The 18,854-nt window shown below is 65.3% G+C and carries 18 protein-coding genes; 5 read left to right on the plus strand and 13 right to left on the minus strand.

Annotated elements, in window-relative coordinates; all coding sequences use genetic code 11:
* The 8 genes from hemW to WCE05_RS02650 all read right to left on the minus strand — a co-directional run bounded on the left by hemW (nucleotide 1) and on the right by WCE05_RS02650 (nucleotide 6,298).
* The gene (gene hemW / locus WCE05_RS02615) at nucleotides 1-1,215 is read right to left on the minus strand and encodes a radical SAM family heme chaperone HemW (RefSeq protein WP_253100165.1); all 1,215 of its coding nucleotides are present in this window, start codon (nucleotides 1,213-1,215) and stop codon (nucleotides 1-3) included.
* On the minus strand, nucleotides 1,212-1,808 hold the full coding sequence (gene rdgB / locus WCE05_RS02620; protein ID WP_225787554.1) for an RdgB/HAM1 family non-canonical purine NTP pyrophosphatase: 597 nt from the start codon (nucleotides 1,806-1,808) through the stop codon (nucleotides 1,212-1,214). The genes hemW and rdgB overlap by 4 nt, the downstream gene beginning before the upstream one ends.
* Nucleotides 1,805-2,239 carry a DUF4426 domain-containing protein gene (locus tag WCE05_RS02625; RefSeq protein WP_225787553.1) on the minus strand — a complete coding sequence of 145 codons (435 nt, stop codon included), beginning with the start codon at nucleotides 2,237-2,239 and terminating at the stop codon, nucleotides 1,805-1,807. Before WCE05_RS02625 ends, rdgB begins: the two co-directional genes overlap by 4 nt.
* Nucleotides 2,240-2,295: 56 nt before the next feature.
* Complete coding sequence (gene metW / locus WCE05_RS02630) at nucleotides 2,296-2,916, minus strand: methionine biosynthesis protein MetW (protein ID WP_225787552.1); 621 nt, start codon at nucleotides 2,914-2,916, stop codon at nucleotides 2,296-2,298.
* 7 nt (nucleotides 2,917-2,923) lie between these two features.
* Nucleotides 2,924-4,063, minus strand: coding sequence for a homoserine O-acetyltransferase (locus WCE05_RS02635; RefSeq protein WP_225787551.1), 1,140 nt, complete (start codon nucleotides 4,061-4,063; stop codon nucleotides 2,924-2,926).
* A gap of 90 nt (nucleotides 4,064-4,153) precedes the next feature.
* On the minus strand, nucleotides 4,154-4,744 hold the full coding sequence (locus tag WCE05_RS02640; RefSeq protein ID WP_225787550.1) for a YggT family protein: 591 nt from the start codon (nucleotides 4,742-4,744) through the stop codon (nucleotides 4,154-4,156).
* Between the two features lie 10 nt (nucleotides 4,745-4,754).
* Nucleotides 4,755-5,573 carry a pyrroline-5-carboxylate reductase gene (proC, locus tag WCE05_RS02645; RefSeq protein ID WP_368815396.1) on the minus strand — a complete coding sequence of 273 codons (819 nt, stop codon included), beginning with the start codon at nucleotides 5,571-5,573 and terminating at the stop codon, nucleotides 4,755-4,757.
* A gap of 38 nt (nucleotides 5,574-5,611) precedes the next feature.
* Nucleotides 5,612-6,298: a YggS family pyridoxal phosphate-dependent enzyme gene (locus WCE05_RS02650; RefSeq protein ID WP_225787548.1), complete on the minus strand. Its 687-nt coding sequence runs from the start codon at nucleotides 6,296-6,298 to the stop codon at nucleotides 5,612-5,614.
* Nucleotides 6,299-6,363: 65 nt separating this feature from the next.
* On the opposite strand from WCE05_RS02650, the gene WCE05_RS02655 reads away from it, so the two are divergent.
* The gene (locus tag WCE05_RS02655) at nucleotides 6,364-7,353 is read left to right on the plus strand and encodes a type IV pilus twitching motility protein PilT (protein ID WP_368815397.1); all 990 of its coding nucleotides are present in this window, start codon (nucleotides 6,364-6,366) and stop codon (nucleotides 7,351-7,353) included.
* Between the two features lie 112 nt (nucleotides 7,354-7,465).
* Here the strand turns inward: WCE05_RS02655 and WCE05_RS02660 are convergent, their stop codons facing one another.
* Nucleotides 7,466-8,107 carry a C40 family peptidase gene (locus WCE05_RS02660; protein WP_225787546.1) on the minus strand — a complete coding sequence of 214 codons (642 nt, stop codon included), beginning with the start codon at nucleotides 8,105-8,107 and terminating at the stop codon, nucleotides 7,466-7,468.
* Nucleotides 8,108-8,276: 169 nt separating this feature from the next.
* Here WCE05_RS02660 and WCE05_RS02665 point away from each other — a divergent pair, with 169 nt between their 5' ends.
* Nucleotides 8,277-8,696: a TM2 domain-containing protein gene (locus WCE05_RS02665; RefSeq protein ID WP_225787545.1), complete on the plus strand. Its 420-nt coding sequence runs from the start codon at nucleotides 8,277-8,279 to the stop codon at nucleotides 8,694-8,696.
* Nucleotides 8,697-8,808: 112 nt separating this feature from the next.
* Here the strand turns inward: WCE05_RS02665 and WCE05_RS02670 are convergent, their stop codons facing one another.
* The 3 genes from WCE05_RS02670 to WCE05_RS02680 all read right to left on the minus strand — a co-directional run bounded on the left by WCE05_RS02670 (nucleotide 8,809) and on the right by WCE05_RS02680 (nucleotide 13,586).
* Nucleotides 8,809-9,510, minus strand: a complete 702-nt coding sequence (locus tag WCE05_RS02670; RefSeq protein ID WP_225787544.1) for an SPOR domain-containing protein — start codon at nucleotides 9,508-9,510, stop codon at nucleotides 8,809-8,811.
* Between the two features lies 1 nt (nucleotide 9,511).
* The gene (gene argS / locus WCE05_RS02675; RefSeq protein WP_253079860.1) at nucleotides 9,512-11,248 is read right to left on the minus strand and encodes an arginine--tRNA ligase; all 1,737 of its coding nucleotides are present in this window, start codon (nucleotides 11,246-11,248) and stop codon (nucleotides 9,512-9,514) included.
* Nucleotides 11,249-11,366: 118 nt separating this feature from the next.
* Nucleotides 11,367-13,586 carry a primosomal protein N' gene (locus tag WCE05_RS02680; RefSeq protein WP_368815398.1) on the minus strand — a complete coding sequence of 740 codons (2,220 nt, stop codon included), beginning with the start codon at nucleotides 13,584-13,586 and terminating at the stop codon, nucleotides 11,367-11,369.
* A 169-nt stretch (nucleotides 13,587-13,755) separates the two neighbouring features.
* Here WCE05_RS02680 and rpmE point away from each other — a divergent pair, with 169 nt between their 5' ends.
* The 3 genes from rpmE to WCE05_RS02695 all read left to right on the plus strand — a co-directional run bounded on the left by rpmE (nucleotide 13,756) and on the right by WCE05_RS02695 (nucleotide 16,241).
* Complete coding sequence (gene rpmE, locus WCE05_RS02685) at nucleotides 13,756-13,971, plus strand: 50S ribosomal protein L31 (protein ID WP_225787541.1); 216 nt, start codon at nucleotides 13,756-13,758, stop codon at nucleotides 13,969-13,971.
* A gap of 2 nt (nucleotides 13,972-13,973) precedes the next feature.
* A complete protein-coding gene (locus WCE05_RS02690) occupies nucleotides 13,974-14,795 on the plus strand; it encodes a thermonuclease family protein (protein ID WP_225787540.1) in 822 nt (273 codons plus the stop codon).
* A 177-nt stretch (nucleotides 14,796-14,972) separates the two neighbouring features.
* Nucleotides 14,973-16,241, plus strand: coding sequence for a malic enzyme-like NAD(P)-binding protein (locus WCE05_RS02695; RefSeq protein WP_225787539.1), 1,269 nt, complete (start codon nucleotides 14,973-14,975; stop codon nucleotides 16,239-16,241).
* A 135-nt stretch (nucleotides 16,242-16,376) separates the two neighbouring features.
* Here the strand turns inward: WCE05_RS02695 and WCE05_RS02700 are convergent, their stop codons facing one another.
* Nucleotides 16,377-18,830: a penicillin-binding protein 1A gene (locus WCE05_RS02700; RefSeq protein WP_368815399.1), complete on the minus strand. Its 2,454-nt coding sequence runs from the start codon at nucleotides 18,828-18,830 to the stop codon at nucleotides 16,377-16,379.
* Between the last annotated feature and the right edge of the window lie 24 nt (nucleotides 18,831-18,854).

An 18,854-nucleotide genomic window follows, 5' to 3' on the forward strand; every position in this document is an offset into this window, starting at 1 on the left:
TCAGGTCAAGAAATACTGCAACAGGTCATTGAGGAACAGCTGGCCTCGCGGCGTTGCCGCCAGTCGATCCGGTTCGACCTGCAAAAGGCCCTTTCGTTCGGCCTCGCGGCGCGCCTCGGCGAGTTGCTCCAGCGGCAGGCCGGTGCGCAGGGTGAAAAGCTCGGCTTCCACGCCTTGGGTCAGGCGCAGGGCGTTCATCAGGAACTCGAAGGGCAGCTCGTCGGCTGGCAGCAGCTTCTCGCCGGCCTTGAACGGCTTGGCCGGGTTCAGGTAGTCCTTGGGCAGGCGAGTCTTCCAGGTGCGCAGGATGCGCCCATCCGGGAACGACAGCTTGCCATGGGCCCCCGCGCCGATGCCGATGAAGTCGCCGAAGCGCCAGTAGTTGAGGTTGTGCTGTGCGGCGCGGTCCGGCTGGGCATAGGCCGATACTTCGTACTGCTGGTAGCCCTGGGCGGCCATCAGGGCCTGGCCCGCCTCCTGGATATCCCAGAGGATGTCGTCTTCGGGCAGCTCCGGTGGCTGGCTCCAGAACACCGTGTTGGGCTCCAGGGTCAACTGGTACCACGACAGGTGGGTCGGCCCCAGGTCGATGGCTTGGCGCAAGTCGCCCAGGGCGTCGTCCAGCGACTGGTCGGGCAGGCCGTGCATCAGGTCCATGTTGAAGTTGTCGAAGCCCGCAGCGCGCGCCATGCCGGCGGCACGCACGGCCTCGTCACCGTTGTGGATGCGCCCGAGCTTTTCCAGTTTCGCCGGCTGGAAACTCTGCACGCCGATGGACAGCCGGTTGATCCCGGTCTGCCGGTATGCCTTGAACTTGTCCTGCTCGAACGTCCCGGGGTTGGCTTCCAGGGTGATCTCGATGTCAGGCGCGAACGGCGTGCGCTGCTCCACGCCGCGCAGCAGGCGACCCAGCGCATGTGCGCTGAACAGGCTCGGCGTGCCACCCCCGAAGAAGATCGAACGGATCGGGCGCCCCTGCACGGCGGGCAGTTCCTGGTCGAGGTCGGCGAGCAGGGCGTCGACGTAGGCTTCTTCCGGCAGGTCGGGGCCTGCCTGGTGAGAGTTGAAGTCGCAATAGGGACACTTGCGCACGCACCAGGGGATATGGATGTACAACGCCAATGGCGGGAGTTCCGGCAGTGCCAGGTGTGGCGCTGGCAGGCCGGAACCAGCCGCCCCGGGGTGGAGCAGCTGGATGGACGGCTTGTCGGTCATGCCAGGCCCAGGCGCTGACGCAGCAGGGCCATGGCGCGGGCGCGGTGGCTGAGCTGGTTCTTGTCGACGGGGGCCAGGTCGGCGCTGGAGCAATTGCGCTCCGGTACCCAGAACAACGGGTCGTAGCCGAAGCCGTGCTCGCCACTGGCTTCGAACAGGATGCGGCCATGCCACAGGCCTTCGCAGAGGATCGGCAGTGGATCCTCGGCATGGCGCACCAGGGCCAGGACACAGACGAACTGTGCCCCGCGCTGTTCGGCCGGCACGTCCTTCAGGGCCTCGAGCAGCTTGGCATTGTTCGCCGCGTCGCCCTTGCCATCGGCATAGCGCGCCGAATAGATGCCCGGCGCGCCGCCAAGGTGATCCACCGCCAGCCCCGAATCATCGGCCAGGGCCGGCAGGCCGGAGATGCGCGAGGCGTTGCGCGCCTTGAGGATGGCGTTCTCGACGAACGACAGGCCGGTCTCCTCCGGCTCCACCTGGCTGAACTCGCCGATCGAGCGCAGGTGCACGGAGGTACCGAGCATGGCCTGGAGTTCCTTGAGTTTGCCGGCGTTATGGCTGGCCAATACGAGTTGCTGGAAATTCATCATTCGCCTGGGAACACTTCCTGGTTGAAGCTGAGTTTGTGACTGACGCCGCCGGTTTCGACATTCACGTCGAAGGTCAGGGTTTCCGACTGGTCGATCTTGAACTGGGCGATGTAGTACACCGCGCCCTGGTCGGTGATCTGCTTGAACGACAGCGCGCTGCTGCGCCCCGTGAGGTCTCGCACCGTGCCGCTGACCACCGCCATGCCCGGCTTGCCGCCCTTGAGCACGGTGATGTTGAGCACGCCCTGGTTCTTGCTTCGGGTCAGGCCCGTGGCAGCGGCCACCTCGGGTTGCAGCATGCTCGAGGTGAAGGCGCTGTAGTGGACCGTCACGTCGCCGAAGACTTCCTTGCGCTCGGGCTTGGCGGCATCGGCAGCCAGGACCGGCAGCGCCAGGCACAGGCTGATCAGGAAAAGAGCTAGACGACGCATGGTGCGGTTCCTCCAGATTGATGGGGCAGCGCGAAGCCGGCCCCGCGATCGTGTGCTCAGACCGCGACCTGATGTTCCTGCAGGCCCGGGCTGCTGACCCGATAGATGCCGATCTCCCCTAGAAGATTAGGCCAAAGCCGGCCGGCCCACCCGTTGCGGTGCAGATGGTCGACCGCCAGCCGGTCGAGGACCTTGGCCTGGCGCTCGTGGCACAACTGCTCGAAGTCGGCGAAGGTGCAGAAGTGGATGTTCGGGGTGTTGTACCAGGTATACGGCATGAAGTCCGAGACCGGCATGCGGCCTTTGGTCGCCAGGTACCAGCGGCAGCGCCAGTGGCCGAAGTTGGGGAAGGTGATGATGCACTCGCGGCCCACCCGCAGCATCTCGTCGAGAATGCGGTCGGGGTACTCCACGGCTTGCAGGGCCTGGGTCATGACCACCACGTCGAAGCTGTTGCTGGCGAAGTTGCCCAGGCCCTTGTCCAGGTCCTGCTCGATCACGTTGACGCCCTTGGCCACGCAGGCGGCGATGTTGTCGGGGTCGATCTCCAGGCCATAGCCGGTGACGTGCTTGCGCTCGCGCAACGAGGCCAGCAGCTCGCCATTGCCGCAGCCAAGGTCCAGTACCCGGCTGCCGGCGGGGATCCAGTCGTGGATGATTTCCAGGTCGGCTCTCATGCTGTCCTCAGATGGCGATGCGGTTCATGTAGTTCGAGAAACCCTGCATGTAGCGAGGTGTGGGGATCAGGAAGGCATCGTGCCCGTAAGGTGCATCGATCTCCAGGTAGCAGACGTTCTTGCGCGCCGCCATCAGGGCGTCGACGATCTCCCGCGAGCGGGCCGGGGAGAAGCGCCAGTCGGTGGTGAACGACATGATGCAGTAGTCCGCCGTGACGTGGGCCAGGGTGGCGGCCAGGTCGCCGCCATGGGCTGCGGCCGGGTCGTAGTAGTCCAGGGCCTTGGTCATCAGCAGGTAGGTGTTGGCGTCGAAGCGGCCGGAGAACTCCTCGCCCTGGTAGCGCAGGTAGCTCTCGACCTGGAACTCGACGCTGTGAAAGTCGTAGTTGAGCTTGTCGCTCTTGAGCTCGCGGCCGAATTTCTCACCCATGGAGTCGTCGGACAGGTAGGTGATATGCCCGACCATGCGTGCCAGCATCAGGCCGCGCTTGGGGATCACGCCCTGGTCCTGGAACGAGCCGCCATGGAACTCCGGGTCGGTGAGGATGGCCTGGCGTGCCACTTCGTTGAAGGCGATGTTCTGCGCCGAGAGCTTGGGCGCCGAGGCGATGTCCACGCAATGGCGAACGCGGTCCGGGTAGCTGATGGTCCACTGCAGCGCCTGCATGCCGCCCAGGCTGCCACCGACCACCGCTGCCCATTGCCCGATGCCCAGGCGATCGGCCAGGCGCGCCTGGCTGTGTACCCAGTCTTCCACGGTCAGTACCGGGAAGTCGGCGCCGTAGGGTTTGCCGGTGGCCGGGTTGATGCTGCTGGGGCCAGTGCTGCCGTTGCAGCCGCCGAGGTTGTTCAGGCTGACCACGAAGAAGCGGTTGGTGTCGATCGGCTTGCCCGGGCCAATGCAGCTGTCCCACCAGCCCGGCTTGCGGTCGGTAGGCGCATGGTAGCCGGCGGCATGGTGATGGCCGGACAGCGCATGGCAGATCAGCACGGCGTTGCTGGCGGTGCTGTTGAGGGTGCCATAGGTTTCGTAGATCAGTTCGTAGGTGGCCAGGGAGCGGCCACAGGCCAGGGCCAGCGGTTCATCGAACCGGGCAATCTGCGGTGTTACCAGACCGACGGAATCTTCGGGAAGGACAGTGGACATCGACCCTGCTCACGCTTGACGGAGGCGTAAGTCTAAAGAGGGCCACCCCCAGCGGCAAGCGAAGGCTTGCCACCGGGGGCGTCGGTCGAATCAGATCATCCGCCACAGCTCCTGGGGCATGCCGGCGTAGGCTGCCAGAGGGGGCATGACGAACGACTGGATCACCTGGATGGCAATGAAGGCGAAGATCGGCGAGATGTCCATGCCGCCTAGGCTGGGGATGAGCCGGCGGAACGGCGCCAGTACCGGTTCGCTGATCTGGTAGGCCAGTTGCGCCGCCGGATTGTGGCTGTTGGGTGCGACCCAGGAGACGATCACCATGACGATCATCGCGACCCAGAAGATCTTCAGGAACAGCGAGGTGACGCCGATGATGGCCCACATCAGCAGGTGCAGCACGTCGCCGAAGGTGCCGTAGCTGACCATCAGCACGAACGCCATCAGCAGCGCCTGGATCACCACCGACAGCAGCAGGGACGAGGTGTCCAGGCCGCCGATGCTGGGAATGATGCGACGGATCGGCTTGAGCAGCGGCTGGGTGGCGCGTACCGCGAACTGGCTCAGGGGGTTGTAGAAGTCGGCCTTGACCATCTGCAGCACGAAGCGCAGCAGGACGATCACCAGGTACAGGCTGACCAGGGTTTGCACCACGAAGATCGCGGCGCCGGACAGTGCATTCATCGACAGCTCCTTATTTGCCCAATTGTTCGGCCAGCTCGGCGGAACGCTTCGCCGCGGCCTCCAGCGCCTGCTCGACGATGGCCTCGAAACCGTTGCCCTGGAACGACGTGATCGCCGCCTCGGTGGTGCCGGCCGGCGAGGTTACCCGGCGCCGCAGCTCGGCGGCGTCCACGTCGCTGGACACGGCCATGCGCGCGGCACCCAGGGCGGTCTGCAGGGTCAGTTGGGACGCGATTTCGCGCGGCAGGCCGAGTTTTTCGCCGGCGGCGGTCATGGCCTCGATCAGCAGGAAGAAGTAGGCCGGGCCACTGCCGGATACGGCGGTGACGGCGTCCAGTTGCTGCTCCTGTTCCAGCCACAGGGCGGTGCCCACGGCGCGCAGCAGTTGCTCGGCCTGCTGGCGCTGCTCGGCCGATACCTCGCCGGTGGCGTACAGGCCGCTGACGCCCTGGCGCAGCAGCGCCGGCGTATTGGGCATGCAACGCACCACCGGGCGGGCGCCGAGCCAGGCTTGCAGGCTGGCGCAGGTGATACCGGCGGCGATGGAAACGATCAGCTGGCCCGCCTCGAGGTGCGGCTGCAGGGCCTGGCACACGGCTTTCATGACCTGCGGCTTGACCGCCAGGACGATCACGTCGGCGCCGGCGATGGCCTGGGCGTTGTCTTCGAAGGTTGCGATGCCGTGTTCGGCCTGGAGCCGTGCGCGGGTCTCGGCGCCTGGGTCGCTGGCGCGGATCTGCGCGGCGTCCAGGCCCTGGGCACGCAGACCGCCGATCAGGCTGGCGGCCATGTTGCCGGCGCCGATAAAGGCAATACGTGTCTTGCTCATGTCAGGTCCTTGAGGGAAAGAGTGAGTAAAGCATGGATTCAGGCGTGCCCGTAGTCGCGGGCACCGAACAGGGCGGTACCGATACGGACCCAGGTCGCTCCCTGGGCGATCGCGGCTTCCAGGTCGTGGCTCATGCCCATGGACAGGGTGTCGAGCTCCAGCCCGAGGCTGTCTTGCAAGTGGCGCAGGGTGGCGAAGGCGGCCTCTTGCGCGGCGCGTTCCTCGGTAGGCTCGGGGATCGCCATCAGCCCGCGCAGGCGCAGGCCGGGCAGGGTGGCGACGGCCTTGGCCAGGGCAGGCAACTCGTCCGGGGCGCAGCCGGACTTGCTGTCTTCGCCGCTGACGTTCACCTGCAGGCAGATGTTCAGTGGCGCCAAGCCGGCGGGGCGCTGTTCGGACAGGCGTTGGGCGATCTTCAGGCGGTCCACGGAATGTACCCAGTCGAAATGCTCGGCGATTGCACGGGTCTTGTTCGACTGGATGGGGCCGATGAAGTGCCAGGTCAAGGGCAGGTCGCGCAAGGCTTCCTGTTTGGCCAGGGCTTCCTGGAGATAGTTCTCGCCCACGTCGACCACGCCGGCGGCATGGGCTTGGCGGATGGCGCTGGCCGGCTTGGTCTTGCTCACCGCCAGCAGCTGGATGCTGGCCGGGTCGCGTCCGGCGGCCTTGGCCGCGCTGGCGATGCGGGCGGCGAGGGCGGAAAGGTTGTCTGCTATGGTGGACATGGATCGGTGCCGACGGCTCAGTGGTCTGCGGCATTCTACCTGCTTGATGGCCTTTGGGGAGTCTCATGGACGTGACCGACCTGTTGGCCCGGGCCGTGGCTGCGGGGGCTTCCGACCTGCACCTGGCCGCGGGCGAAGTACCGATGCTGCGCCTGGATGGTGAATTACAACGCCTGGAGCTGCCACGCCTGGCGCCGCAAGCCCTCACCGAGGGCATGGCGCCCTTGCTCGAAGAGTCGCAGCGGCGCGAGTGGGCGGCTGGCGACGAACTGGACCTGGCGCTCACGCTGCCGGAGCTGGGGCGCTTTCGCCTGAACCTGTTCCGGCAGGGCAATGGGCCGGGGGCGAGCGTCCGCTTGCTGCCGGCCGGCATCCCGAGCGTCGATGCGCTGGGGCTGAATGAAGTATTTCAATCTGTTGCGCAATTGCATGACGGGCTGGTACTGATCGGTGGGCCGACCGGCAGTGGCAAGTCATGCACCGTGGCGGCCCTGGTCGACCAGCTCAATCGCCAGCGGGCGCTGCATATCATCACCCTGGAAGACCCCATCGAAGTCATCCACAGCGGGCAGCGCAGCCTGGTCAACCAGCGGGAGATCGGCCGACATTGCCGCAGCTTCGCCCACGGCCTGCGCAGCGCCCTGCGCCAGGACCCGGACGTGATCGTGATCGGTGAGTTGCGTGACCTGGAGACTATCCGCCTGGCCCTGCGCGCGGCGGAAACCGGGCACCTAGTGTTGGCGACGGTGCATACCCGCTCGGCGGTGAACAGCATCGATCGGCTGGTGGAGGTGTTCGCTGCCGAGGAGAAGCCGCTGGTGCGGGCGATGCTGGCGGAGTCGCTGCGCATGGTGGTGGCGCAGGTGCTGGTCAAGCGTATTGGCGGTGGCCGGGTGGCGGCGCGGGAGGTGCTGGTGGCCACGCCGGCGGTGCGCAACCTGGTGCGCGAGGGGCGGGTGACGCAGCTGTATTCGATGATGCAGGCCGGGGCGGCGGCGGGGATGCGGACGATGGAGGCGGCGATGCAGGGGTTGAGGGACCAGGGCTTGGTTTGAGCGCTCTAGTGCCTGTGCCACGACAAGCCTGTGCAGCCTGCAAGTCACATCATTTTGGCTCGACTCTTTGGGGCGCGAAGCGGCCCCAAAGGACGCCGATGCCGGGGGCAGCTCAGCGCTTGGCCAGGCTCAATACCTGGCTTTCCTGTTCCTTCGGCAGCACCCGCTTGGCGACCACGTAGTGCTTCTGCCAGTACGGCTTGTTCAGGTTGTCGATGCTCACCCGCTTGCCGCGCCGGGGCGCATGGATGAAGCGGTCGTTGCCCAGGTAGATGGCGACGTGGTTGACCCGGCGGCTCTTGATGTTGAAGAAGATCAGGTCACCCGGCTTGAGGTCACTGCGGGCTACCTTGATACCATGCCCGTGGGCCATGGCATTGGAAGTGCGCGGCAGGTCGACGTCGGCCACGTCGTTGAAGGCATACTTGACCAGCCCGCTGCAATCGAAGCCCTTGCTCGGGCTGCTGCCGCCCCAGCGATAGGGCGTACCGAGGACATTCACGGCGCGGCTGAGCACGTCGCTGCTCTGCTTGGCCGACATCGCGGCGATCGGCAGGTTGCCGGGGGCCTTGGCGGCATTGCTCGGGCGGGCACGCAGGGTGCTGTGCTTGACCGGCGCGCGTTTCACCGTGCTGCTGGCATTGGTGGTATAGCCGGTGAACCCGTTGGGAAGGCGTTGCTCACGGTTGGTGGCGTGGGCGGCCAATGGCAATAAAAGGCAGAGGGTCAGCCATGTCTTGAAGAAAGGCGGCATAGTTGAAGCTCTTTTGTATTATCTAGGTATGTGTTGGCGCGCAACTTTATAACAGCTTTTTGATCAAATTCTGATCCGTTGGTCGATGCGCCGCTGCCATACGTCGGCTTCTCGCGAAAAAGTCACATTTTTCCTTAGAAAATTTTCCGCTAACCCCTGGGAGCTATGAATGAACAGTTATCAACAGGGCGTGCCGTTCCACGACACCCACAGCAAGGTCCTCGGCTATCTGCTATGGATCTTCGGCTTCACCGGCTCGCACCGCTTCTACTACGGCAAGCCGATCACCGGGACGATCTGGTTCTTCACCTTGGGCCTGCTCGGCATCGGTTGGCTGATCGACCTGTTCCTGATCCCGTCGATGGACCGTGAGGCCGACATGCGCTTCCAGTCCGGGCGGGTGGACTACAACCTGGCCTGGATCCTCCTGACCTTCCTTGGCATATTCGGTGCGCATCGCCTGTACCAGGGCAAATGGATCAGTGCCCTGATCTACCTGTTCACAGGCGGTCTGTTCCTGCTGGGCGTGCTGTACGACTTCTGGACCCTCAACAGCCAGATCTCCCAAGTCAACGCCGAACGCCGCTAGGAAAGCCGCAGGTTGCCATGGCCGTGCTCGGCTCATATGAGCGCCGCCTGCTTTTGCTTGCCGCTTGCAGTTAAAAAAGGCCTTGTAGCTGAGAGCGACAAGGCCTTGGTCTTCATTGCTGGCGGGTCTGCCTGCGCTGCAAGAGCAGGTTGCTGAAACCCGCACCTGCCAGCTGCTTCTGCGCCACGGTCAGCTGTTCGCGGTTGCTGAACGGGCCGACCAGCACGCGGTACCAGGTTTCCTCTTTCACCGTCCCCGACTCCACCTTGACCGACTGGCCGAGCAGGATGATCTGCGCACGGACCTTGTCGGCGTCGGCCTGCTTGCGGAACGAGCCGGCCTGGAGGAAGAACTGGGTGGTCGCCGCCGGCTTGATGACCGGTGGCGCCGGCGGTGGCGTCTGCCCCATCAGCGCAGCCTGGGCCCTGGCCGTGTCGATCTTCGCCGCTTCCTCAGGCGTCACCGGCTTGACCGGCTGGGCCGGTACTGGCGGCGTTTTCTCCGGCACGGCCTCGGGTGGCACGATGACCTCGGACTCCGGCAGCAGCGTGTAGAAATCGTATTTCGGCTTGACCGGCTGCTGCGGTGCCGGCGCGGTGGCCTTGGCGCTTTCGGCGACCTTGGCTGGCTTCTGCTGTTCGGGCTTGGTGCGCTTGATGTCTTCGCTACCCGGTTCGAGCTTCATCAGAAAAACGATGAAGGCGCCGACAGTCAGGCCGACCGCCAGCCATATCCAGCCAGGGATCGGCTGCTTGGCCGGGGGCTGGTAGCGGCTGGCGCCACGCTTGGGGGCGGGTTTCTTCTTGGCAGCCAACTTACATGCGCTCCAGGGTTTCCAGGCCGAGCAGTTCCAGGCCCTGCTTGAGGGTGCGACCGGTCAGGGCCGCCAGGCGCAGGCGGCTCTGCTGTTGCTCGGCGGTTTCCGCCGTGAGGATCGGGCAGTTCTCGTAGAAGCTGGAGAACAGGCCGGCGATGTCGTACAGGTAGCTGCACAGCACGTGCGGCGTGCCCTTGTCGGCCACGCTGTTGAGCACTTCGCCGAACTGCGCCAGGCGCGCGGCCAGGTCCTGCTCATGGGCCGCCTGCAGCACGATCTTGCCGTCGACCTCGTCGAAGCCCTTGCCCAGCTTGCGGAACACGCTGGCCACGCGGGTGTAGGCATACAGCAGGTAGGGCGCGGTGTTGCCGTCGAAGTTGAGCATCAGCTCGAAGTTGAAGCTGTAGTCGCTGGTCCGGTGCTTGGACAGGTCGGCGTACTTCACCGCGCCGATGCCGACCACTTCGCCGATACGGCGCAGCTCGTCCTCGGACAGGCTCGGGTTCTTCTCCTTGACCAGCGCGTAGGCGCGCTCCTTGGCTTCGGTGAGCAGGTCGATCAGCTTCACGGTGCCGCCGTCGCGGGTCTTGAACGGCCGGCCATCGGCGCCATTCATGGTGCCGAAGCCCATGTGTTCCATCTGCATCGGGTGGCCAACGAAGCCGGCGCGGCGCGCCACCTCGAACACCTGGTTGAAGTGCAGGGCCTGGCGCTGGTCGACGAAGTACAAGGCTCGGTCGGCCTTGAGCACGTTGCTGCGGTAGCGCACCGCGGCCAGGTCGGTGGTGGCGTAGAGGTAGCCGCCGTCGGCCTTCTGCACGATCACCGGCAGCGGCTCGCCCTCGGTGTTCTTGAATTCGTCGAGGAACACGCACTGGGCGCCCTGGTTCTCGACCAGCAGGCCTTTGGCCCTGAGGTCGGCGACCACGTTGGCCAGGTCATCGTTGTAGGCGCTCTCGCCCATCACGTCGGCCATGCTCAGCTTGACGTTGAGCAGGTCGTAGGTCTTCTGGCAGTGGGACAGGGAAATGTCCTTGAAGCGTGTCCACAGCGCCATGCAGTCCGGGTCGCCGGCCTGCAGCTTGACCACCAGGCCACGGGCGCGGGTAGCGAACGCCTCGGACTCGTCGAAGCGCTTCTTCGCGGCGCGATAGAAGTTCTCCAGGTCCGACAGCTCGTCGCTGGTGATCGGGTTCTCTTCCAGGTAGGCCAGCAGCATGCCGAACTGGGTGCCCCAGTCGCCCACGTGGTTCTGGCGGATCACCTGGTCGCCGAGGAACTCCAGGACGCGGGCGACGCTGTCGCCGATGATGGTCGAACGCAGGTGGCCGACGTGCATCTCCTTGGCCAGGTTGGGTGCCGACATGTCGATCACCACCTTCTCGGCGGGGCCGGCCTTGCGCACGCCCAGGTGGTCATCGGCCAGGGCTGCGTCCAGGCGGCTGGCCAGGCCGTCGATGTTCTGGAAGAAGTTGAGGAAGCCCGGGCCGGCGATCTCGACCTTGCTGATGTCGTCGCTGGTCGGCAGGGCGGCGATGATCTTGTCGGCCAAGTCGCGCGGCTTCATGCCGGCGGGTTTGGCCAGCATCATGGCGATGTTGCTGGCGAAATCGCCGTGGGTCTTGTCCCGGGCGTTTTCCACCTGGATCGCCGGCGTCAGCCCTTCAGGCAGCACACCGTCGGCGACGAGTTGGGTGAGGGCTTGCTGGATCAGCTGGCGAATGGTGTCTTTCATGGGGGTCTCTTTTCGACCGCAAGCGCGGTAGGGCGCTTCGATGCGCAGGTGGAAAAACTGAACATTATCCGTTCCCGGAGCCGGGTTGCCAACCTTTCGGCTTCTTGCAGCTTGCCGCTCAATAAAGATCCACCGGGTCCACATCCAGCGACCAGCGCACCTGGCGTCCCGACGGCATCTGCTCCAATGCCAGCAACCAGGCGCTGATCAGCCGATGCAATGCTCCCCGGGCATTGGCCTGCAACAGCAACTGTGCCCGGAAGCGCCCGGCGCGGCGCTCCATGGGCGCGGGGACCGGGCCGAGCAGCTCGATGCCCTGCAGGCCCTGTTCGGCCAGAAAGCGTTCGGCGGCGCTGCAGGCCTCGTCGAGGAAACCCTCGGCCTGGCCCGGCTTGTGCGCCTCGGCGCGCAGCAGGGCGAGGTGGGCGAAGGGGGGCAGGCCGGCGGCGCGGCGCTCGCTCAGGGCCTGCTCGGCGAAGGCGAAGTAGCCTTGTTCTGTCAGTTGCACCAACAGCGGGTGTTCGGCCAGGTGGGTCTGGATGATCACTTTGCCGGGGTCTTCGGCGCGCCCGGCGCGGCCAGCCACCTGGACGATCAACTGGGCCATGCGCTCGCTGGCGCGGAAGTCGCCGGAGAACAGGCCGCCATCGGCATCGAGAATGGCGACCAGCGTCACCCGGGGGAAATGATGCCCCTTGGCGAGCATCTGGGTGCCGACCAGGATGCTCGGTTGCCCGCGCTGGATGGTGGTGAACAGGTTGTGCATGGCGTCCTTGCGCGCGGTGCTGTCGCGGTCGACGCGCAGCACCGGGTAGTCCGGGAAGAGGACCTTCAGGCGCTCCTCGGCACGCTCGGTCCCCGCACCTACCGGGCGCAAGTCCACATGGGCGCATTGCGGGCACTGCTGTGGCAGGCGCTCGTCATGGCCGCAATGATGGCAGCGCAGCACGCCGGAACGCTGGTGCACGGTCATCCGCGCATCGCAGCGCGGGCATTCGCTGAGCCAGCCGCAGTCATGGCACAGCAGGGTCGGGGCGAAGCCGCGGCGGTTGAGGAACACCAGCACCTGCTGGCCCGCCGCCAGGGTCTGGCCGATGGCCTGTTGCAGCGGGCCGCTGATGCCGCTATCCAGCGGTCGGCTGCGCACGTCCAGGCGCAGCAGCCGTGGCGGTTGTGCGCCGCCGGCGCGTTGGGTCATGCGCAGCAGGCCATAGCGGCCGCTGTGGGCATTGTGCAGGCTCTCCAGCGAGGGCGTGGCGGAGCCGAGGAGGATGGGGATGTTCTCCTGGTGGGCGCGCACCACGGCCAGGTCGCGAGCATGGTAACGCAGGCCTTCCTGCTGTTTATAGGAGCCGTCATGTTCTTCGTCGATGATGATCAGCCCCGGATGCTTCATCGGCGTGAACAGCGCCGAGCGCGTGCCGATGATGATGTCGGCCTCGCCATCGCGGGCCGCCAGCCAGGCATCGAGGCGCTCGCGGTCGCCCACTGCCGAGTGCAGCAGGGCGATGCGGGCGTTGAAGCGCTGCTCGAAACGCGCCAGGGTCTGCGGCCCGAGATTGATCTCGGGGATCAGGATCAGCGCCTGCTTGCCTGCTTCGAGGGCCTCGCGGATCAATTGCAGGTAGACCTCGGTCTTGCCACTGCCCGTCACCCCGGCCAGGAGGAAGGCGTGGAAACTGCCGAAGCCCGAGCGCACGGCGTCGAACGCGGCTTGCTGTTCGTCGTTCAGCGGCAGTTCCGGCTGGGCCAGCCAATGTTCGTGGCGGGAAAGCGGCAGGTGGCGGCGTACTTCCACCTGGACCAGCTCCTTGGCCAGCAGCAGGTCGAGGCTGTCCTTGTTCAGGCCGAGCTTGCCCAGCAGGCTGTGGGCCACGCCATGGGGGTGCTGGGACAGGGTCTTGAGGGCATCGCGTTGGCGTGGCGCACGGGCGATGCGCGGGTCTTCCAGGCGGGCACCGGGGGCGACATGCCAGAAGCGCTCCTGGCGCATCTGCGCCGGCTCTCCCTGGCGCAGCAGGGTCGGCAGTGCCCAGTTCAGGGTGTCGCCGAGGCTGTGCTGGTAGTACTGGGCGGTCCACAGGCACAGCTTGAACAGTGCCGGTGGCAGTGGCGAGACCGGGTCGAGCAGGGCCGTGGCCGGCTTGAGCTTATCGGCCGGCACCTCGCTCTTGTCGCAGACTTCCACCAGTACGCCGATCATTTCGCGGCGGCCGAACGGCACGCGGATGCGCATGCCTGGCGTGAGTGCCTGGCGGGCCATGCTCGCCGGCGCCCGGTAGTCGAACAGGCGACGCAGGGGCGAGGGCAGGGCAAGGCGCAGGATGACGTCGGACACGCGGAAGGTCTCTGGAGGGTATTTCGGAAATCACGCGAGACTAGCAGACGACGGTCGGTGCTCGCGACAACTTGCGTTGGCGCAATGCTCTGGTATTATTCGCCGCCTATTTCCGTGCGGTATTCAACAATTGGTGTTGGGTGGCGGCACGCAGCTCGAGGAAGTGACGATGAAACCAGAAATTCACCCGAATTACGAAGTAGTTGCGGTCACCTGCAGCTGCGGTAACAAGTTCGAGACCCGTTCGACCCTGGCCAAGCCGCTGGCGATCGACGTCTGCTCCCAGTGCCACCCGTTCTACACTGGCAAGCAGAAGGTCCTGGACACCGGTGGTCGCGTACAGAAGTTCGCCGATCGCTTCGGTATGTTCGGTACCAAGAAGTAATCATGCGCATGGCGAATCCTTCGGGTTTCGCGCTGCTGTGGAAAAAGGCGCCCCTCGTGGGCGCCTTTTTCATGGGCGCGATCTGGCATGTTCCGGCGCTGGCCTTCTGCCCACTGCCCGACAAGGTACAGCAGGTAGCGGTGCGCCAGGTGGTGGATGGCGACACCCTGCGCCTGAGCGACGGGCGCAGCGTACGCCTGATCGGCATCAATGCGCCCGAGATCGGCCGCAAGGGCCGTACCAGCGAACCCTATGCCGAGGCTGCACGGCGCCGCCTGCAGGCGCTGGTCAAGGCCAGCGACGGCCGTGTCGGGCTGCTGCCGGGTGTCGAAGCGAAAGACAAGTACGGGCGCACCCTGGCGCACATCTATGGGCGCGATGGCGACAATTTCGAGGCACGGCTGCTCAGCGAAGGGCTGGGCTACCGGGTTGCGGTCGCTCCCAACGTCAAGCTCGCCGGCTGCCAGCAGCAGGCCGAACAGGCTGCCCGCACCGTGCGGGCGGGGCTCTGGCGGCAGTCGCCGGTCATCCGCGCCAGCGACGTGCGCCAATCAGGGTTTGCCGTCATCGGCGGCAAGATCCGCGGTATCGAGCGCAATCGTGGCGGGATCTGGCTGGAGCTGGACGATGCCGTGGTGCTCCAGGTTCCCGCTCGTCTACAACGCAACTTCCCCTCAGGCTTCTTCGATAACCTCAAGGGACGCCAGGTCGAGGCGCGCGGCTGGGTCGTGGATCGCTCCCGCAAGGGCGGGTTGAAGCCGGGGCAGCGACGCTGGGTATTGCCATTGACCGATCCGAGCATGTTGGAGCGCATTTCAGGCTAAAAAATTGTAGACATTACGCTGATGAATTGTACACACTGAGGCCGTATGCCCCGCGGGTTATAGCGTAAAGTCGTAGGCTGAAGGCCTTGACAGAAGTGACCGGGCAGTCTTGTGGCCCCCCGGCTCTTTGCGTATCCTCGGCGGTCCGTCAGAACAGTAAATAGCGGAATGCCCACCATGTCAGACCTGAAAACCGCCGCTCTCGAATACCACGCTCAGCCTCGTCCGGGGAAACTGAGCGTCGAGCTCACCAAACCCACCGCAACCGCCCGCGACCTGGCCCTGGCCTACAGCCCGGGCGTCGCCGAACCGGTGCGCGAGATCGGCCGTGATCCGGAACTGGCCTACCAATACACCGGCAAGGGCAACCTGGTCGCCGTGATTTCCGATGGCACCGCCATCCTGGGCCTGGGCGACCTCGGCCCGCTGGCCTCCAAGCCGGTCATGGAAGGCAAGGGCGTTCTGTTCAAGCGTTTCGCCGGCATCGATGTGTTCGACATCGAAGTCGACTCGGAAAGCCCACAGGCCTTCATCGATACCGTCAAGCGCATCTCCATCACCTTCGGCGGCATCAACCTTGAAGACATCAAGGCGCCGGAGTGCTTCGAGATCGAGCGTACCCTGATCGAGCAGTGCGACATTCCCGTGTTCCACGATGACCAGCACGGCACCGCGATCGTTACCGCGGCCGGCATGATCAACGCCCTGGAAATCGCCGGCAAGAAGCTCGAAGACGCCAAGATCGTCTGCCTGGGTGCCGGTGCTGCCGCCATCTCCTGCATGAAGCTGCTGGTGAGCATGGGCGCCAAGGTCGAGAACATCTTCATGATCGACCGCAGCGGCGTGATCCACGCTGGTCGCGACGACCTGAACCAGTACAAGGCGCAGTTCGCTCACGCCACCGACAAGCGCACCCTGGCCGATGCCCTGGAAGGTGCGGACGTGTTCGTCGGCCTGTCCGGCCCGAACCTGCTGAGCCCCGAAGGCCTGAAGTCCATGGCGCCGAACCCGATCGTGTTCGCTTGCTCGAACCCGGACCCGGAAATCAAGCCGGAGCTGGCCCACGAGACCCGCAGCGACGTGATCATGGCCACCGGTCGTTCCGACTACCCGAACCAGGTCAACAACGTGCTGGGCTTCCCGTTCATCTTCCGTGGCGCCCTGGACGTACGTGCCAAGCGCATCAACGAAGAGATGAAGATCGCTGCCGCCATCGCCCTGAAGGACCTGGCCAAGCTGCCGGTACCGAAGGAAGTCTGCGACGCCTATGGCGTGCAGGCGCTGGAGTTCGGCCGTGAGTACATCATTCCGAAGCCGATGGACCCACGCCTGATCACCGTCGTTTCCGACGCCGTGGCCAAGGCGGCCATCGAGTCTGGCGTGGCGACCCTGCCGTATCCGCAGCACTACCCGCTGCAGAGCGTGGACGAAGTCTTCAACGGCTAACGGCACGCAAAAAAGAACCGGCTCATATGAGCCGGTTTTTTTTTGCTTCGAGCTTCGATCTGCAAGAGGTGTTGCGCAGGCTTCGATACCTTGCTCGGCATCTGGCTCAGCGCAAGACAGCTTGCAGCGTGTAGCTCAGAAGAGATCCATAGGCGCCGTCTCGTCGGCTGGCAGTGGGCTGCCGGGTACGACGCCATTGCCCAGTTCGTCCATCGAAGGCGGCGAGTCCTCGGCCTTGAACAGTTCGAAGTAGGCATTCGGTGTGCTCGGCGTAGCCGCCCGGCCGCTGATCGGGTCGACCCGCAGGCTGAGGATGCCTTCCGGCTCGGCCGGGGCATGTTCTGGCTTGTCCTTGAGCGCGGCGCCCATGAAGTTCATCCAGATCGGCAGCGCAGCGGTGCCGCCGTACTCGCGGCGACCCAAGGTTTCCGGTTGGTCGAAACCGACCCATACGGTGGTGACGTAGTCGGCGTTGTACCCGGAGAACCAGGCATCCTTGGACTCGTTGGTGGTGCCGGTCTTGCCCGCCAGGTCGCTGCGGCCCAGGGCCAGGGCGCGGCGGCCGGTGCCGCGCTTGATCACGTCCTGGAGCATGCTGGTGAGGATGTAGCTGGTGCGCCCGTCGATGATGCGCTCGGCCACCGCCGGCAGCTGGGGTGGCGGCGCCACCTGGCCAAGGGCCGACGGTGCCTCGCCGGGCAATGCCTCGGTGCTGATCGGCTGCTCCGGCGCGGCGAGGCCGGCCTGGTCCTCGTTGGCCTGCGGTACCCGTGCCGGGTTGGCGGTGAACAGGGTCTCGCCGTTGCGGCTCTCGATGCGCTCGATCAGGTACGGATTGATCTTGTAGCCGCCATTGGCGAAGGCGCTCCAGCCGGTAGCGATCTCCATCGGCGTCAGCGTCGCGGTGCCCAGGGCCAGCGATAGGTTGCGGGGCAGGTCCTGCTTGTTGAAGCCGAACTTGGCGATGTAGTCGATGGTGCGGTCCACGCCCATGGCTTGCAGCAGGCGGATCGACACCAGGTTGCGCGACTTGTACAGCGCCTCGCGCATGCGGATCGGGCCGAGGAAGGTATTGGTGTCGTTCTTCGGGCGCCAGACCTTGTCCAGGTACTCGTCGACGAACACGATCGGCGCATCGTTGACCAGGCTGGCGGCGGTGTAGCCATTGTCCAGCGCGGCGCTGTAGACGAATGGCTTGAAGCTCGAGCCTGGCTGGCGCTTGGCCTGCATCGCACGGTTGTAGTTGCTCTGCTCGAACGAGAAACCACCCACCAGGGCGCGAATGGCGCCGCTGTACGGGTCCAGGGTGACCAGCGCGCTCTGCGCACCAGGTACCTGGCTGAACTTGAGCGTGCCGTCGTCCAGGCGCTGCACGCGGATCTGGTCGCCGATCTGGGCCACGTCCGCGGGCGATTGCGGCGAGCGCCCCTGGGCATTGCTGTTGAGGAAGGGGCGGGCCCACTTCATGGTTTCCCAGGCCACGTCCTGTTCCTCGCCGTTGCGGGTCAGCACCTTCAGGCCGGCCTTGTCGACCTGGGTGACGATGGCCGGCTCCAGGCCGCCAAGCGTGCGCTGCTTGGCCAGCTCCTGCAGCCAGGCGGCGCGGGTCTTGCCCGGGAAGCGCGACTCGGGGCCCCGGTAGCCGTGGCGCTCGTCGTAGTCGGACAGGCCATCGAGTACGGCCCTGTTGGCCATCTCCTGCATGTCGCTCGGCACCGTGGTGGTGACGCGGAAACCTTCGGTGTAGGCGTCGCTGCCATAGCGCCCGACCATTTCGGCACGGGCCATCTCGGCGATGTAGGGGGCGTTCACTTCCGGTGTCGGCACGTGGTAGCTGGCGTTCAGGGGCTCGGCCAGGGCTGCCTGGTAGCTGGCTTCGTCGATCTTGCCGAGCTTGTACATTCGGCCGAGGATCCAGTCGCGTCGCTCCTTGGCACGCACCGGGTTGGCCAGCGGGTTGAAGCGCGATGGCGCCTTGGGCAGGCCGGCGATCATGGCCATCTGGGCCAGGCTCACGTCCCGGATCGACTTGCCGTAGTACACCTGTGCGGCGGCCTCGATGCCGTAGGCGCGGTTGCCCAGGTAGATCTTGTTGACGTACAGCTCGAGGATCTCGTCCTTGGTCAGTTCGCGCTCGATCTGCAAGGCCAGGAGGATCTCGTTGGTCTTGCGCGAGAAGCTGCGCTCGCTGGTGAGGAAGAAGTTCTTCGCCACCTGCATGGTGATGGTGCTGCCGCCGGTCTGGATATGGCCGGACTTCACCAGCTGGGTCGCGGCACGCATCAGGCTGCTCGGGTCGACCCCGTAGTGATTGAGGAAATTGTCGTCCTCGGCTGACAGAAGTGCCTGGATGAACTGCGGGGGAATATCCGCGAAACGGATCGGCGAACGCCGCATTTCGCCGAACTCGGCGATCAGCTTGCCGTCGCTGCTGTACACCCTCAGGGGGATCTGCAACTGGATGCTTCTAAGGGACTCGACCGAGGGCAGGCTGGGGCTAAGATACAGAAACGCACCGCTCACACCGAGTACGAGCGCACAGATGACTGCGACGAAAGACCACCAGAAGAACTTCAGCAGGCGTATCAAGGCTTTTGGGTGTCCAGGTTGGGA

The sequence above is a fragment of the Pseudomonas sp. I2 genome (assembly GCF_040984075.1).
Taxonomy (GTDB): domain Bacteria; phylum Pseudomonadota; class Gammaproteobacteria; order Pseudomonadales; family Pseudomonadaceae; genus Aquipseudomonas; species Aquipseudomonas guariconensis_B.

What these genes read in the sequence shown, in the direction of transcription:
- WCE05_RS02640 (WP_225787550.1), bottom strand. Translation starts at nt 4,744, where the DNA reads ATGAATGCACTGTCCGGCGCCGCGATCTTCGTGGTGCAAACCCTGGTC.
- WCE05_RS02625 (WP_225787553.1), bottom strand. Translation starts at nt 2,239, where the DNA reads ATGCGTCGTCTAGCTCTTTTCCTGATCAGCCTGTGCCTGGCGCTGCCG.
- hemW (WP_253100165.1), bottom strand. Translation starts at nt 1,215, where the DNA reads ATGACCGACAAGCCGTCCATCCAGCTGCTCCACCCCGGGGCGGCTGGT.
- argS (WP_253079860.1), bottom strand. Translation starts at nt 11,248, where the DNA reads ATGAAAGACACCATTCGCCAGCTGATCCAGCAAGCCCTCACCCAACTC.
- WCE05_RS02650 (WP_225787548.1), bottom strand. Translation starts at nt 6,298, where the DNA reads ATGTCCACCATAGCAGACAACCTTTCCGCCCTCGCCGCCCGCATCGCC.
- proC (WP_368815396.1), bottom strand. Translation starts at nt 5,573, where the DNA reads ATGAGCAAGACACGTATTGCCTTTATCGGCGCCGGCAACATGGCCGCC.
- rpmE (WP_225787541.1), top strand. Translation starts at nt 13,756, where the DNA reads ATGAAACCAGAAATTCACCCGAATTACGAAGTAGTTGCGGTCACCTGC.
- metW (WP_225787552.1), bottom strand. Translation starts at nt 2,916, where the DNA reads ATGAGAGCCGACCTGGAAATCATCCACGACTGGATCCCCGCCGGCAGC.
- WCE05_RS02690 (WP_225787540.1), top strand. Translation starts at nt 13,974, where the DNA reads ATGCGCATGGCGAATCCTTCGGGTTTCGCGCTGCTGTGGAAAAAGGCG.
- WCE05_RS02655 (WP_368815397.1), top strand. Translation starts at nt 6,364, where the DNA reads ATGGACGTGACCGACCTGTTGGCCCGGGCCGTGGCTGCGGGGGCTTCC.
- WCE05_RS02660 (WP_225787546.1), bottom strand. Translation starts at nt 8,107, where the DNA reads ATGCCGCCTTTCTTCAAGACATGGCTGACCCTCTGCCTTTTATTGCCA.
- WCE05_RS02695 (WP_225787539.1), top strand. Translation starts at nt 14,973, where the DNA reads ATGTCAGACCTGAAAACCGCCGCTCTCGAATACCACGCTCAGCCTCGT.
- WCE05_RS02665 (WP_225787545.1), top strand. Translation starts at nt 8,277, where the DNA reads ATGAACAGTTATCAACAGGGCGTGCCGTTCCACGACACCCACAGCAAG.
- WCE05_RS02635 (WP_225787551.1), bottom strand. Translation starts at nt 4,063, where the DNA reads ATGTCCACTGTCCTTCCCGAAGATTCCGTCGGTCTGGTAACACCGCAG.
- rdgB (WP_225787554.1), bottom strand. Translation starts at nt 1,808, where the DNA reads ATGATGAATTTCCAGCAACTCGTATTGGCCAGCCATAACGCCGGCAAA.